Raw genomic sequence first — 14,946 nt, 5'->3', positions numbered from 1 at the left:
GTCTTATCTTTACTTCTTGTGAACATTTGATATTTTTTAAGTTTCCTAACTACCGAAGTAGCTAGTCGCCTCATTATCAAGTGCCCACATTTATTGACTGTTAATTGTTAAAGATCTTATTCTTTTCCACTCAAACTCACCCAAAGGATTTTGTTTTTGCTACGAAGCGTTGTGTTCGTCAGCAGCAGAGAAATGAGATTATGCAGCACTTCTAAATTTCCGTCAACCCCTTGTTTTATATTTCATTTAAATCGCTTCTTACTCTTTCGATTTAAACACCAGGAAAATCAACGCATTACCGCTTGCATACCTACTTATTTCATCACCGCATTTCTGCGGGAGGCGAACTATAGCAAGCCTTACTTCCCTTTGGCAAGGTTTATTTGGATAAACTGAATAAATCGAATAAATCGTTTCACTCTCGACATCTACTAAAGAAAAAAGCGCTCAATGACTGAGCGCTTCTCTTTTGTTACTGGCATTTCTTCCACTATGGTGCGCGCGGCGCACCCTACATCTTTATCGGCTACTAATTACTTATTCTGGAAATTCGCCGGACGCTTTTCCAAAAATGCTCGCATCCCTTCGCGCTGGTCATGTGTGCCGAAGCTCGCATGGAACAAGCGGCGCTCATAATGGACGCCTTCTGTTAAACCCGATTCAAATGAACGGTTTACTGCATCTTTGATCATCATCACGACAGGCAAAGACATGGAAGCGATGGTCGTCGCGACAGCCAAGGTTTCTTCCATTAATTTATCCAAAGGTACAACGCGCGACACCAAGCCTGCACGCTCCGCCTCATTCGCATCCATTAAGCGAGCAGTCAAACACAGATCCATAGCCTTGGATTTGGAAATCGCACGCGGCAAGCGTTGTGTACCACCACAACCAGGCAAAGTTGCCAATTTAATTTCTGGTTGCCCAAATTTTGCGTTATCTGCAGCGATGATGAAATCACACATCATGGTCAATTCACAACCACCACCTAAGGCGTAACCAGCCACCGCTGCAATCACTGGTTTGCGCACGCGTAAAATATGTTCCCAGTTCTTCGTAACATAATTACCGTTGTAGGCGTCCATATAGTTATAGTCAACCATGGCCGCAATATCCGCACCCGCAGCAAAAGCCTTTTCGCTACCAGTGATCACCATACAGCCAATGTTCTCATCTTGGTCGAAAGCGAATAAAGCATGGCCTAATTCATCCATCAACTGATCATTTAAGGCGTTCAAAGCTTTTGGGCGATTTAAAGTAATTACACCGACTTTGTCTTTAGTCTCTACAAGTATGTTCTGGTATTCCATGTTGTTTACTCCAATAAATGAATTTAATTATTTTTGATTTCAAAAGCCTTAGGCAATAACAGCCACATCGCGCCGCGCTGCTTCATGCGTCCCGCCAATTCACCCGGCTCTCGTCCGAAGCCCCAGAAGAAATCAGCGCGCACCGCACCACGAATTGCACCGCCAGTATCTTGCGCCATCATTAATCTTTGTAGTGGATTACTGCTAAGTGGCATTGTAGTCGACAAAAATACCGGCGCGCCAAGTGGCAATTGCGTTGGATCAATTGCAATTGATCTTTGCGGCACCAATGGCACACCCAAAGCCCCCTTCGGACCTATGCTAGGATCAAGCAATTTTTCTTCTTTAAAAAATACCACGCTAGGATTGGCGTTTAACAGCTCTTCCTGACGTGAAGGATTTTTAGCAATCCAGCCTTTAATACCTTGCGCTGAAGCCTGATCCAAGGTCAATTCACCCTTATCAACCAAATAGCGCCCGATAGATTTATAGGGATGTCCGTTTTGATCGGCATAAGCAACACGCACCGTTTCGCCCGTATCATTCAGTTGCACGCGACCGGAACCTTGTATCTGCAAAAAAAAGGCATCAATAGGATCATCAACCCAGACCAATTCTTTTCCTGCAAGAAAAGGCAAGATCTCAGCACGTGAAGCATAGGGAACCACTTTATTACCCACCAAGCGACCACGCAGGCGCATATTCTTTAGATCGGGATACACGCTGCCTAGGTCGATAGTCAATAAATCATTCGGCACTGCGTACAAGGCCGTTTGAAATACACCACCTTTGCTACGTGATCCTTTCAACAGAGGTTCGTAATAGCCGGTCACCATACCTTCCGTTGCGCCATCGAGATGTTGCACTTGATAGGGAGAGAAATTCATTTCGAAGAAACCGCGAATCGAGGTCGCATCTTTCGCATCCACATTTTTCAGCGTATTGCAAACCTCTTTCCATTCTGCTTTATTTTTTAGCGCAGAACAGGAGTTAACAAAGGCAGGCCAAGCCTCACGCAAATCATCGTTTCCCCAACCGGGCAAATCAGCATAGGAGCTTAATTTATATGCCTGCGTATAATTCGTAATCGGTGCCAACTTAGCCGAGGCAGTCGGAGGTACGGTCGGGGGCACCGTCGGTGGTACGGTTGTCGTCACAGGCGGCGTTGCTGGCTTTGGTTCCACTGGAAGCTGCTTCGGTGGCGTCGTACATGCCACCAAAGTCAACATCAGCGATGCTGCTAAAATGCGTTTTTGTTCGAACAAAGAATTCATAAAGGATTAATTATGTGGTTATTAGCCGTCGAAGCGATGGGTGCTTTTTTCTTATTTGTATTTATCGTTTGGTGGACTATGTTTTCTGGGAAAAAGCCCTCAAATAAAAACACCAAAAAATCTGATCAAACGAAGCAAAAGTAAAGCGCTACTAAGTTAGCAAAATCAATGCAAAGTGCGCGGCAAAGATAGAACGAACTCAGGAATCAGCGCATCAAATTTATGCCCGTCTTCCGCGACACAGAAATAAGTTCCCTGCATCGTGCCATGCGGCGTTTCTAAAGAACTACCGCTGGTGTACTCAAAAGCCTCACCCGGCTTGAGTAAAGGTTGATGTCCCACCACGCCTAAGCCCTGTACTTCATGCACTTTATTGTTCGCATCGGTAATGATCCAGTGACGTGAAATCAATTGCGCCGGAATTTCGCCGGTGTTCTTAATCGTAATTGTGTAGGCGAAAACAAAATGCGCTTTATCTGGATTCGATTGCTCTTCCAGATATTGCGTCACGACTGACACTTTAAATTCATATTTAGTCATAAAACCTCGCCTCAATTAAATGGCAAATAATGGCAAATGCAGAGACACTGGCAAAACACTCGCTGAATGCTTACTTGCATGTTTCCAGAAAACGCTCAAAACGAGCATCTTACAAGAGCACGGCAATCTTCGCAGGAGTAAAATAGAGGATTAGCTGACATTTTGCTGTCAAATCTTTCATTTTGCGTACTTATTTTGCACACTTAGCCGAGATTTTAATATGACAACCTACCGCATCGCTCCCAGCATTCTCTCCGCCGACTTCGCACGCCTTGGCGAAGAAGTTCGTAACGTCGTCGCCGCTGGCGCGGATATGATCCACTTTGACGTAATGGATAACCATTATGTGCCGAATTTAACGATAGGGCCTTTGGTCTGCGAAGCAATTCGTCCGCATGTACAAGTGCCGATTGATGTGCATCTGATGGTGAAGCCGGTGGATCGCATCATTCCCGATTTTGCCAAAGCCGGTGCGAATATCATCAGTTTCCATCCTGAAGGCTCAGAACATATCGATCGCAGCCTGCAATTAATTCGTGATCACGGCTGCAAAGCTGGTCTGGTGTTTAATCCAGCGACACCCTTACATGTTTTAGAAAATGTGATGGATAAACTGGATCTAATTTTATTGATGTCAGTTAATCCTGGCTTCGGTGGGCAATCTTTTATTCCACATACTTTGAAAAAAATCGCTGCCGTTCGCAAGATGATCGACGATTCTGGCCGCGACATTATGTTGCAAGTCGATGGCGGCGTGAAAGTAGACAATATCCGTGAAATCGCTGCTGCGGGTGCGGATACTTTTGTAGCTGGCTCGGCGATTTTTGGTAAGCCTGATTATAAGGGCGTGATTGATGCTATGCGGGGTGAGTTGGCTTCGGTGGCTTAAACTTCGATTGCACCACAGATCGCTCTTCATAAGGCAACTGACACTGGATTCCCGCTAAAAGCACGCGGGAATGACAGTCTCGCCTATTTGCCACATCCACATCGTGTCAACATTAAGATCGCCACTGAGACGATAAGTTCTTTTCCAAATATGCCTAAATTCCAAAACATCCAAGCCGCCATCATCGACCTAGATGGCACCATGTTAGATACCGCACCTGATTTCCTAGTCGCCATCAATCGCATGCGCGCAGAATTTTCCTTGCCCGATTTAGACATCGTCACCATCACCAACTTCGTCGGCAAAGGTTCAGAAAATTTGATTCATCGCGTGCTATCGACAGACTTCGAACCAGCGCAAGTCGAGCAATATTTTGAACAAGCGATGGCAAGCTATCAAAAGCACTATTTGGCGATTAATGGTGATTACAGTACTTTGTACCCTGAAGTAATAGAAGGATTGCGGGCGCTCAAAGCACAAGGCTTACGTTTGGCTTGCGTGACGAATAAGCCAATTGCATTTACCAGGCCTTTATTAGCCAAGAAAGATTTACAAGGATTTTTCGACGTCGTGTACGGTGGCGATTCTCTTGCTCGCAAAAAACCTGATCCTTTACCGCTATTACAAGTTTGCCTCGATTTTCACCTGGCGCCTGCACAAGTGATCGCGATTGGCGACTCGTCGAATGACGCCAAAGCCGCACGCGCTGCTGGTTGCCCGGTGCTGACAGTGCCGTATGGATACAATCACGGCGAGGCTGTACAAACTATTGAAAGTGATGGTATAGTCGAAACCTTACTGAGTGCTGCACAATTATTACTCAGTAAGAAAATATCAACCAATTCATCAAGCTTCTAACAAAATTAGAATGTTCCTCGATAAGAAACGTCCATCAACTACTCCAGGCACTTTTGAGGCTTGGCTATGGCGACGCTGGCAATCTACCTGACCAGCGTGGGCGCTTTCGTCTGTGTGTCTGAGTTTTATCCAAACCCTGATGCGCGCCAACGACGTTTTTTCATCTCTCGTCATCTTTGACAAGATTCTGTAAGTTTTCGCTGTACCGTTTCGACCTTTTGATTTCACATTTTGGAGTTAGCCTCGTCTGCATTGCTGACGTCTGGCGCTGATCGAATGTGGTCTTTTCGGTCAAACACATTTAACACACATACATCATGACTGAACTCGAATTTAAATCTTTGGCCGCACAAGGCTACAATCGTATCCCGATGATCGCCGAAGCCTTTGCCGATCTGGAAACACCACTCACGCTCTATCTGAAACTCGCCCAAGCCACCAATGGCGGCAAGAATAGCTTTTTGTTGGAATCCGTCAAAGGCGGCGAACGCTTTGGTCGTTATTCCTTTATCGGCTTACCCGCATCGACCGTGGTGCGTTCCACTGGCTTCCATACAGAAGTCATCAAGAACGCACAAGTGATAGAAACGCATGAAGGCAATCCTTTAGATTTCATCGCCGAATATCAATCCCGTTTCCGCGTTGCCTTGCGTCCTGGCTTGCCACGTTTCTGCGGTGGGCTCGCTGGTTACTTTGGCTATGATGCCGTGCGTTATGTGGAAAAGCGTTTAGAAAAAACCGCGCCAAAAGATGATCTCGGCTTACCCGATATTCAACTTTTACTCACCGAAGAACTTGCAGTTATCGATAATGTCTCTGGCAAATTATATTTAATCGTCTATGCCGACCCAACGCAGTCGGAGGCATGGAGCAAAGCGCGTCAGCGTTTAAAAGATTTGCGTGCGATGTTACGCCGCAGCGTCGACGTACCCATTACGTCTGCTTCAGTCCGCACCGAAGCGATCCGTGATTTCGCCAAAGAAGATTATTTGAAAGCCGTGCTCAAAGCCAAGGAATACATCATGGCCGGCGATTTGATGCAAGTGCAGATCGGTCAACGTATCAAAAAACCTTACGTCGATTCCCCTTTGTCTTTGTACCGCGCACTGCGCTCAATTAATCCTTCACCGTATATGTATTTCTACAATTTCGGTGACATGCACATCATCGGTGCGTCGCCAGAAATTTTGGTACGCAACGAGCAGCTCAGCGATGGGAACAAAAAAGTCACGATACGCCCATTGGCGGGAACACGCCCACGCGGCGCGACACCAGAACGTGATGAAGAACTTGCAGTGGAATTATTAGCTGATCCTAAAGAGATCGCGGAACACGTGATGCTGATCGATCTCGCACGCAACGACATTGGCCGCATCGCGCAAACCGGCAGCGTGAAGCTCACCGAAAAAATGGTGATCGAAAAATACTCTCACGTACAACATATCGTTTCAAATGTCGAAGGATTATTGCAGCCGAATATGTCTAACCTTGACGTCCTCAAGGCCACCTTCCCGGCAGGTACATTATCCGGCGCCCCGAAAGTACGGGCGATGGAATTGATCGATGAATTAGAGCCAGTCAAGCGCGGCATCTACGGCGGCGCTTGCGGTTATTTATCATTTGGTGGCGAGATGGATTTAGCGATTGCAATTCGCACTGGCGTATTGAAAGACGGCATGCTCTACGTGCAAGCCGCCGCTGGAGTGGTTGCCGATTCTGTGCCTGAAATGGAATGGCAAGAAACGGAAAACAAAGCACGCGCGATGCTCAGAGCAGCGGAACAAGTACAAGATGGTTTAGACGGAGATATTTAAATGCTACTAATGATAGACAACTACGATTCCTTCACTTACAACCTCGTGCAGTATTTTGCCGAGCTGGGTGAAGAAGTTCGCACGTATCGTAATGATGAAATTACGCTGGAAGAAATTGAAGCGATGAAGCCTGATCGCATTTGTATTTCTCCTGGACCATGCACACCTTTGGAAGCCGGAATTTCCGTGCCTGTGCTCAAACGCTTTGCTGGTGAAATTCCTATTCTCGGTGTTTGCCTCGGCCATCAAAGTATTGCAGAAGCCTTTGGCGGCAAAGTTATTCGCGCCAAGGAAGTCATGCATGGGAAGACTTCGCCAATTGCGCACACGGGCGTTGGTGTGTTCAGCGATTTGCCCAGCCCTTACACAATTACACGCTATCACTCGTTAGCCATTGAGCGCTCTAGTTTGCCGGATTGCTTAGAAGTGACCGCGTGGACTGAAGATGGCGAGATCATGGGTGTACGTCATAAGACATTTGATTTGCAGGGGGTGCAATTTCACCCTGAATCAATTTTGTCGGAACACGGTCATGCATTATTAAAGAATTTTTTATTGGGGAAATGAAATGACGATCTCACAGCAAGAAGCTTTAACCCGCCTCATTGAACATCGCGAAATTTTCCACGATGAAATGTTGTCGCTGTTCCGCACTATCATGGGTGGAGAAATGTCGCCGATTATGATCGCAGCGCTCACCATGGGCCTCCGCGTTAAAAAAGAAAGCATTGGCGAGATCACCGCAGCAGCACAAGTGATGCGCGAGTTTTCGACCAAGGTGCCGATGGCGAATACCAAGAACTTGATCGACATCGTTGGCACTGGTGGCGATGGCGCGCATACCTTTAATATTTCAACCGCATCGATGTTTGTTACCGCTGCTGCGGGTGCCCGCGTTGCTAAGCATGGTGGTCGTAGCGTTTCCTCCTCGTCGGGCAGTGCCGACGTACTCGAATCGCTGGGCGTGAATATCAACTTACAACCTGAACAAATCGCGCAATCAATAGCACAAACCAATATCGGTTTTATGTTTGCACCTAATCATCATGCAGCGATGAAACATGCGGCACCAGTGCGTCGTGAACTGGGGGTGCGTACGATTTTTAATATTCTGGGTCCGCTCACTAATCCAGCGGGAGCACCAAATATTCTGATGGGTGTATTTCATCCTGATCTGGTCGGTATTCAAGTGCGCGTCCTACAACGTCTGGGCGCACAACATGCGATCGTGGTTTGGGGACGCGATAATATGGATGAAGTATCACTGGGCGCACCGACCATGGTTGGTGAATTGGTGAACGGCGAAATTCGCGAGTACGATATTCACCCTGAAGATTTTGGTTTGCAAATGGTGTCGAATCGCAGCTTGAAAGTATCCGGTGCGGAAGAATCCAAAGCACGTATTCTCGATGTATTAAATAATGTCCCGGGACCGGCGACCGATATCGTTAGCTTAAATGCCGGTGCTGCTTTATATGGCGCAGGCATTGCTGATTCCATCGCCGATGGCGTCAAGAAAGCACAAGCTGCTATCGCCTCCGGTGCGGCGTTAAACAAGCTGCATCAACTAGTCGAAGTCACGCATCAGTTAAGTAAGTAACTTAGGTAAATAAGCATGTCAGACATACTCAATAAAATTCTCGAAGTCAAAGTAGAAGAAGTCGCGCGCGATAAGAAAGTGCAGAGCTACACCAGTTTGCGAGCAGACGTAGAAAGCAACAAAGAAGCACAACAAACATTGCGTGGATTTGAAGCTAGCCTGCGCAATAAAATGGCGCTGGGCAAAGCAGCTGTCATCGCAGAAATCAAAAAAGCCTCACCTTCCAAAGGCGTGATCCGTGAAAATTTTCAACCTGCGGAAATCGCTGCAAGCTACGCGCAACATGGCGCTGCTTGTTTATCGGTGTTGACCGATGAAGTGTTTTTTCAAGGCGCGCCCATCTATTTACAACAAGCCCGCGCAGCCTGCTCTTTGCCAATATTACGTAAGGATTTCATGATCGATCCCTATCAGGTGTATCAAGCCAGAAGCTGGGGTGCGGATTGTATTTTGCTGATCGTCGCAGCACTCGATCATGGCCTGATGGCAGAACTCGAAGCCTGCGCGCATGAACTCGGCATGGGTGTTTTGGTTGAAGTGCATAATGGTGAAGAACTCGACGCAGCATTGAAACTCAAGACCAATCTGCTTGGCATCAACAATCGTAATCTGCGTACATTCGACGTCACACTCGATACCACGCTTGGCTTACTACCACGCATTTCCGAAGACAAACTCGTCATCACAGAATCAGGCATTATGAATCGAGACGATGTCCTGCGTATGCGTGATGCGAATGTGCATGGATTCTTGGTGGGTGAGGCTTTTATGCGTGCAGATGAGCCGGGTGTCGAACTTGAGAAATTATTTTTCTAAGTCTCTGGCGATATTTCACTAAAAAAAACCACGATAGGTATCGTGGTTTTTTTATTCATGCCTAATCTAAAAAATTACACTAATCTATTCCAAATCGCCGTAGTCGCCGCGGCCTGATTCAAAGAATAGAAATGCAAACCCGGTGCACCGCCGGCAAGCAGGCGCTCACACATTTGCGTCACCACATCCAAACCAAAAGCCTTGATCGATGCGCTGTCATCACCGTAGCTCGCCAACTTCAAACGTACCCAACGAGGAATTTCTGCACCGCACATTTCTGAGAAACGCATAAGTTGACTGCTGTTGGTGATCGGCATGATGCCCGCAACGATAGGTACATTCACGCCGGCTTTTTGCGCATTCTCTACGAATTGAAAATAGGCATCGGCATTGTAGAAATACTGAGTAATCGCGGCATTCGCACCGGCTTGTATCTTGCGCACGAAATTCTGTAAGTCATCTTGCGGCGATTTTGCTTGTGGATGCATTTCTGGATAAGCCGCCACTTCGATGTGGAACCAATCACCCGTTTCGGCGCGAATAAATTCAACGAGTTCATTCGCGTAACGAAATTCACCACCCATACCATAACCGCTGGGCAGATCGCCACGCAAAGCAACCAAGCGATGAATGTCTTGATCTTTATACGTTTGCAGAATTTGGCGAATTGAATCACGTGTACCACCGACGCAAGACAGATGCGGCGCGGCATCAAAACCTTCTTTGCGGATTTCAACAACAGTATCCAAAGTCCCCTGTTGCGTCGTACCACCAGCACCAAAAGTCACCGAAAAATACTTAGGATTAAGTTCTGCCAGTTTGGCACGTGTCACCCGTAATTTTTCGGTTCCTTCTTCCGTTTTTGGCGGGAAGAATTCAATACTAAAATTATGTGGATTCATTTTTTGAAAGAAGTAAGGTGGAGAGTGTCCATGAAATTACGCTGTACAACAAAGCCCCGATCACCGCTGACCAAAATCCTGCCACATGAAAGCCATCAAACATACTGGCCACTGCCCAGAACATCAATCCATTAATCACCAAAATAAATAAGCCTAGGCTTAATACAGTCACAGGTAAGGTGAGGATTAATAAGATAGGCCGAATCACGGTATTCACAAAACCCAAGACCACGGCGACTAACAAAGCAGTCGTGAAACTATTGATCGTGATCGAGCTGAGCAAATATGGCAGCGCCAATAGCGCCAGTGCGTTAATTAACCAGGTAGCAAGTAAGCGCATGGTATCTCCAGAATTTTTACAAATTTGAAAAGCTAAGATCGACAGAAATTCAATTACTGGGATGCAGACCGCGAAGTGAAACGCAGCAATATGTCGATATTGCGAGTATTCACGACAAAGGTATGCGCCCAGTAATTGGATTTATGGCGCATCTTAGTAGCGATAGTGCTCTGGTTTATACGGACCTTCTTTTTTCACGCCAATATAGCTCGCTTGTTCATCCGTCAAAACACTCAGTTGTGCATTGAGTTTTTTCAATTGCAAACGTGCGACTTTTTCGTCGAGATGTTTCGGCAAAGTGTAAACGCCGACTGGGTATTGGGCAGTATTGCAGAACAATTCGATTTGCGCGATGGTTTGATTCGCGAAAGAAGAGCTCATCACATACGATGGATGACCAGTACCGCAACCGAGATTCACCAGACGACCTTCAGCCAACAAGATAATACGACGACCACTAGGGAAAATCACGTGATCAACTTGTGGTTTGATGTTGTCCCACTTGTATTGTTTGAGTGCCGCGACGTCGATTTCATTATCGAAGTGACCGATGTTGCAAACAATCGCCTGATCCTTCATCTTCAACATGTGCTCATGTGAAATCACATGGTAGTTACCAGTCGTCGTCACGAAGATATCGCCGTGTTCACACGCGTAATCCATGGTCACCACACGATAGCCTTCCATCGCCGCTTGCAAAGCGCAGATAGGATCGATTTCTGTGACCCAAACTTGCGCAGACAAGGCACGCATCGCTTGGGCGGAACCTTTACCTACATCACCGTATCCAGCGATCACCGCGACTTTACCCGCGATCATCACGTCAGTGGCGCGTTTGATGCCGTCAACTAAAGATTCGCGGCAGCCATACAAGTTATCGAACTTGGATTTGGTTACGGAATCATTGACGTTGATTGCTGGGAAAGCGAGCTTGCCTTCTTTATGCATTTGGTACAAACGATGTACGCCAGTCGTCGTTTCTTCGGTCACGCCTTTGATTGCCGCCAGACGTTTAGAGTACCAAGTTGCATCAACCGCTAAATGTTTTTTGATGGAGTTGAACAAGCAAGTTTCTTCTTCTGAACCTGGGTTATTCAATACGGAAATATCTGTTTCTGCACGTGTACCGAGATGCAGCAACAAAGTCGCATCGCCGCCGTCATCCAAGATCATGTTGGAATAGCCGCCATCTTGCCATTCGAAAATACGATGTGTGAATGCCCAATATTCATCCAGATTTTCGCCTTTGAATGCGAACACTGGTGTACCGCCAGCAGCGATTGCGGCAGCAGCATGATCTTGGGTTGAGTAAATATTGCAAGATGCCCAACGTACTTGTGCGCCGAGTGCATTCAAGGTTTCAATCAGCACGGCGGTTTGAATCGTCATGTGCAAAGAACCCGTGATGCGCGCGCCTTTCAAAGGTTGACTAGCTGCGAATTCTTCACGAATTGCCATCAAGCCTGGCATTTCGGTTTCTGCGATTTGAATTTCTTTGCGACCCCAGTCGGCCAAGCTTAAGTCAGCGACGTGGAAATCTTGCGTTGTTGTAGATACGGTTTGAGATGTCATGATGGTGGCGTTCTCACGCCCTCCTTTCCAAGAATGTTCAAGAAAAAAGTAACGTGAGCGCAGTTGCTGTGAGTGTGATTTCTAGAATTCTCTATCAATCCACTCGTCTAATCCAAGCCTGGCAGTTGATTTCATACAGATCCATGAAATCAGAAAAACTGTCGCAGCGCTCCTTGGAGAAACGCAAGTATAGCGCAATTCAGACTTGCTTGCGACAGCAGCAAAATATATTCGCTTAAATTTTAAGCAACAACAATATCATCTCAAGTCTAATGTCCAGCGAAGTCACACACTTTGAAGAGCGGCAAACCAGTCGATTCTATCAATCTGGAACCACCTAATTCTGGCAAATCCACAATCACTGCGGCTTCAATGATTGTCGCACCAAGACGCTCTAATAATTTCTTTCCAGCCATCATGGTTCCACCAGTAGCGATCAAATCGTCGATCAACAAAACTCTGTCGCCAGGCTTGCAAGCATCGGTATGCAACTCTACGGTAGCGCTGCCGTATTCCAGCTCATATTCCTCGGACACCGTCGTGAATGGCAATTTGCCTTTTTTGCGGATAGGAATAAATCCCACATTCAATTCATACGCAATGACGGAACCGAGAATAAAGCCACGTGCATCCAGTCCAGCGACCGAATCCAACTTCGCATCCGCATAGCGCGCTAAAAACACGTCAATCAAGGTACGAAATACGGTGGGATCTTGTAGCAAAGGAGTGATATCCCGAAATTGTATGCCAGCTTGTGGCCAGTCTGGCACTGTACGAATATGATCTTTAATGTATAGGCTAGCGCTCTGCATCATATGCTCTCTTATCTTATTTATTTTAATAGTTGTTGTTCCGCTTTAGCGACACCTTCTGCAGTGCCACGCAAGACCACCACATCGTTTGCTTGCAAAACCAAATCAGCGCTGGGTTCGAGTCGATTTTTACCACGACGTATCGTGGTCACGTCAACCTCAAATTCACTTAAGGCAAGCTCTGCAATACTTTTACCCAGCATTTTTCCGCGCTCACTCAGGGCGACGGTGTGCAAGCGAATTTGCATATTTTCCGCATCATCAGTGACATCACTAGCACCATGAAAAAATCCGCGCAAAGATTCATAGCGTGCATCACGCGCCATTTGCACAGTATGCACAACACGCCTTAATGGCACGCCCAATAAAACCAGCGCATGGGAAGCCAGCATCAAACTGCCTTCCATTAAATCCGGCACCACTTCCGTCGCACCAGCGGCGCGCAATTTTTCCAGATCGGTATCGTCATGGCTACGCACTATCACAGGCAAACTAGGATTCAGTTCATGTACCAGATGCAAAATTTTCAGTGCGGATGGGGTATCGGTATATGTAATGACCAAAGCTGCGGCACGATTAATACCGACGGCGGTCAGACTTTCACGCCGTCCGGCGTCGCCATAGGACACGTTCGCGCCGGCATTCTGTGCTTCACTGATACGATCGGGGTCCAAATCAAGTGCGTGGTATTCAATTTTTTCGTCCGTCAGCAAGCGCGCCAAACTTTGCCCACTACGACCAAAGCCAGCAATAATCACATGCTTCTTCACCTTCATAGTTCTGGCGGCAATCTGTGTTAAAGCCAAAGATTGCATCATCCATTCGCTGGAGGAAAGCTTTAATACTATCCAATCGGATTTGGCCAAAATGAAAGGCGAGATCAACATCGACAGCACCATAGACGCCAACATCAGTTGCAACAATAAGGGGTCGATCAAATTCAAACCGCCAGCTTGATTCAACAAGACAAAACCGAACTCACCTGCTTGCGCCAAGCCTAAACCGGTACGTAATGCGACACTGGTAGGGCAAGAAAACAAACGTGCCAGTGCAAAAATCAAACCAAACTTCAACATCACCGGACCGATTAGCAGCAATAAAATCAACCATCCGTATTCCAGTACCAATTGCAAATTGAGAAGCATTCCGACGGTGATAAAAAACAAGCCCAACAACACATCGCGGAAGGATTTGATATCCTCTTCCACCTGATGTTTGTATTCAGTTTCTGAAATCAACATGCCGGCGACAAATGCGCCCAGAGCTAACGACAAGCCAGCTTTCTCGGTCAACCACGCGGCGCCTAAAGTAAATAATAATAGGTTGAGCATGAAGAGTTCTTGCGAGCGGCGTCTGACAACAATCGCAAACCATTCACGCACAACTTTTTTACCAACAAAAAACAACAAAAATAAAACGATTGTTGCCTTCGCACCAGCCATGGCCAAACTCATGCTCAAATTCTCAGAATCAGCCGCGAGCGCCGGTACCAAGATCAATAAGGGAACGACCGCCAAATCTTGGAACAACAAGATGCTGATAATTTGCCTGCCGTGCTGGCTTTCCAATTCCAGTTTTTCGGTCAACATCTTCGAAACGATCGCGGTGGATGACATTGATAAAGCGCCACCAATCGCAAATGCAGCTTCCCAGCTCATCGTAAAATATTGTGGCAACACGAACGCAGCGCCAAAACACAAGAGCATCGCTAGGCCTATGGTACCGATCACTTGTGCCATGCCTAGACCGAATACCGCCCGACGCATAGAGATCAATTTAGGCAGCGAGAATTCCAAGCCTATAGAAAACATCAAAAATACGACACCAAACTCTGCTAGCAAATGAGTCGTCGAGCTTTCTTGCGCCCATCCCAAAGCATGTGGGCCGATCAAAATACCGACTGCCAGATAGCCGAGCATAGGCGGCAAATTCAACAACCGTAAGGCGACGACGCCTAACACGGCGCTACTGAGCAAAAGTAAAGTGGTATCGAGTGCATTCATGCTGAGTATTATTACCGATTATGGCGGTCTATAGAGACGCTGAATCACGATATGCGAGGTAGCTGCACATAAAAATCACAGAACTCATAAAATCTTGCCTTGAGTTTTGTTCTTTACAAGGCGAGTCCTAGAAAACCAATTGATAAGAGTAAATAGAAATAGGAAGAACGAAAGGCAACGCGAAGATTTGCAGAATCAGAATTACCTTAACTAAAA

At 46.7% G+C, this 14,946-nt stretch carries 15 protein-coding genes and 1 riboswitch; of the genes, 7 read left to right on the top strand and 8 right to left on the bottom strand.

Annotated features, from left to right (window positions below; translation table 11 throughout):
• Positions 1 to 533: 533 nt before the first annotated feature.
• Together H8K55_RS11550 and mltA are read right to left on the bottom strand one after the other, a co-directional pair.
• Positions 534 to 1,310, bottom strand: a complete 777-nt coding sequence (locus H8K55_RS11550; RefSeq protein WP_186942223.1) for an enoyl-CoA hydratase — start codon at positions 1,308 to 1,310, stop codon at positions 534 to 536.
• A 23-nt stretch (positions 1,311 to 1,333) separates the two neighbouring features.
• Positions 1,334 to 2,584, bottom strand: coding sequence for a murein transglycosylase A (gene mltA, locus H8K55_RS11545; protein WP_230408575.1), 1,251 nt, complete (start codon positions 2,582 to 2,584; stop codon positions 1,334 to 1,336).
• Positions 2,585 to 2,596: 12 nt separating this feature from the next.
• Between mltA and H8K55_RS22045 the strand changes: the two genes are divergently transcribed.
• A complete protein-coding gene (locus H8K55_RS22045; protein ID WP_268978002.1) occupies positions 2,597 to 2,728 on the top strand; it encodes a hypothetical protein in 132 nt (43 codons plus the stop codon).
• Positions 2,729 to 2,749: 21 nt separating this feature from the next.
• Here the strand turns inward: H8K55_RS22045 and apaG are convergent, their stop codons facing one another.
• A complete protein-coding gene (gene apaG / locus H8K55_RS11540; protein ID WP_186942222.1) occupies positions 2,750 to 3,124 on the bottom strand; it encodes a Co2+/Mg2+ efflux protein ApaG in 375 nt (124 codons plus the stop codon).
• 220 nt (positions 3,125 to 3,344) lie between these two features.
• On the opposite strand from apaG, the gene rpe reads away from it, so the two are divergent.
• From rpe to trpC, 6 genes are all read left to right on the top strand, one after another.
• The gene (gene rpe / locus H8K55_RS11535) at positions 3,345 to 4,013 is read left to right on the top strand and encodes a ribulose-phosphate 3-epimerase (protein WP_186942221.1); all 669 of its coding nucleotides are present in this window, start codon (positions 3,345 to 3,347) and stop codon (positions 4,011 to 4,013) included.
• 150 nt (positions 4,014 to 4,163) lie between these two features.
• Positions 4,164 to 4,871 (top strand): phosphoglycolate phosphatase, encoded by a 708-nt coding sequence (locus tag H8K55_RS11530; RefSeq protein WP_186942220.1) that lies wholly within the window; start codon positions 4,164 to 4,166, stop codon positions 4,869 to 4,871.
• Between the two features lie 317 nt (positions 4,872 to 5,188).
• A complete protein-coding gene (trpE, locus tag H8K55_RS11525) occupies positions 5,189 to 6,685 on the top strand; it encodes an anthranilate synthase component I (RefSeq protein ID WP_186942219.1) in 1,497 nt (498 codons plus the stop codon).
• Positions 6,686 to 7,252, top strand: a complete 567-nt coding sequence (locus H8K55_RS11520; protein ID WP_186942218.1) for an anthranilate synthase component II — start codon at positions 6,686 to 6,688, stop codon at positions 7,250 to 7,252.
• Position 7,253: 1 nt separating this feature from the next.
• Positions 7,254 to 8,285: an anthranilate phosphoribosyltransferase gene (gene trpD / locus H8K55_RS11515; RefSeq protein WP_186942217.1), complete on the top strand. Its 1,032-nt coding sequence runs from the start codon at positions 7,254 to 7,256 to the stop codon at positions 8,283 to 8,285.
• 15 nt (positions 8,286 to 8,300) lie between these two features.
• Entirely contained in the window at positions 8,301 to 9,101 is an 801-nt protein-coding gene (trpC, locus tag H8K55_RS11510) for an indole-3-glycerol phosphate synthase TrpC (RefSeq protein WP_186942216.1), read from the top strand.
• Positions 9,102 to 9,175: 74 nt separating this feature from the next.
• Here trpC and metF read toward each other — a convergent pair whose 3' ends face one another.
• From metF to H8K55_RS11485, 5 genes are all read right to left on the bottom strand, one after another.
• Entirely contained in the window at positions 9,176 to 10,003 is an 828-nt protein-coding gene (gene metF / locus H8K55_RS11505; RefSeq protein ID WP_186942215.1) for a methylenetetrahydrofolate reductase [NAD(P)H], read from the bottom strand.
• Positions 9,990 to 10,343, bottom strand: a complete 354-nt coding sequence (locus tag H8K55_RS11500) for a phage holin family protein (protein WP_186942214.1) — start codon at positions 10,341 to 10,343, stop codon at positions 9,990 to 9,992. Before H8K55_RS11500 ends, metF begins: the two co-directional genes overlap by 14 nt.
• A gap of 153 nt (positions 10,344 to 10,496) precedes the next feature.
• On the bottom strand, positions 10,497 to 11,915 hold the full coding sequence (gene ahcY, locus H8K55_RS11495) for an adenosylhomocysteinase (protein WP_186942213.1): 1,419 nt from the start codon (positions 11,913 to 11,915) through the stop codon (positions 10,497 to 10,499).
• Between the two features lie 48 nt (positions 11,916 to 11,963).
• Positions 11,964 to 12,096, bottom strand: a riboswitch (S-adenosyl-L-homocysteine riboswitch).
• 88 nt (positions 12,097 to 12,184) lie between these two features.
• Positions 12,185 to 12,727 (bottom strand): adenine phosphoribosyltransferase, encoded by a 543-nt coding sequence (locus H8K55_RS11490; protein ID WP_408057969.1) that lies wholly within the window; start codon positions 12,725 to 12,727, stop codon positions 12,185 to 12,187.
• Between the two features lie 20 nt (positions 12,728 to 12,747).
• On the bottom strand, positions 12,748 to 14,730 hold the full coding sequence (locus H8K55_RS11485; protein ID WP_186942211.1) for a monovalent cation:proton antiporter family protein: 1,983 nt from the start codon (positions 14,728 to 14,730) through the stop codon (positions 12,748 to 12,750).
• Positions 14,731 to 14,946 lie beyond the last annotated feature (216 nt).

Source organism: Affinundibacterium flavidum (assembly GCF_014284175.1).
Taxonomy (GTDB): Bacteria; Pseudomonadota; Gammaproteobacteria; order Burkholderiales; family Burkholderiaceae_D; genus Undibacterium; species Undibacterium flavidum.
This window is presented reverse-complemented; position numbering and strand designations above follow the sequence as displayed.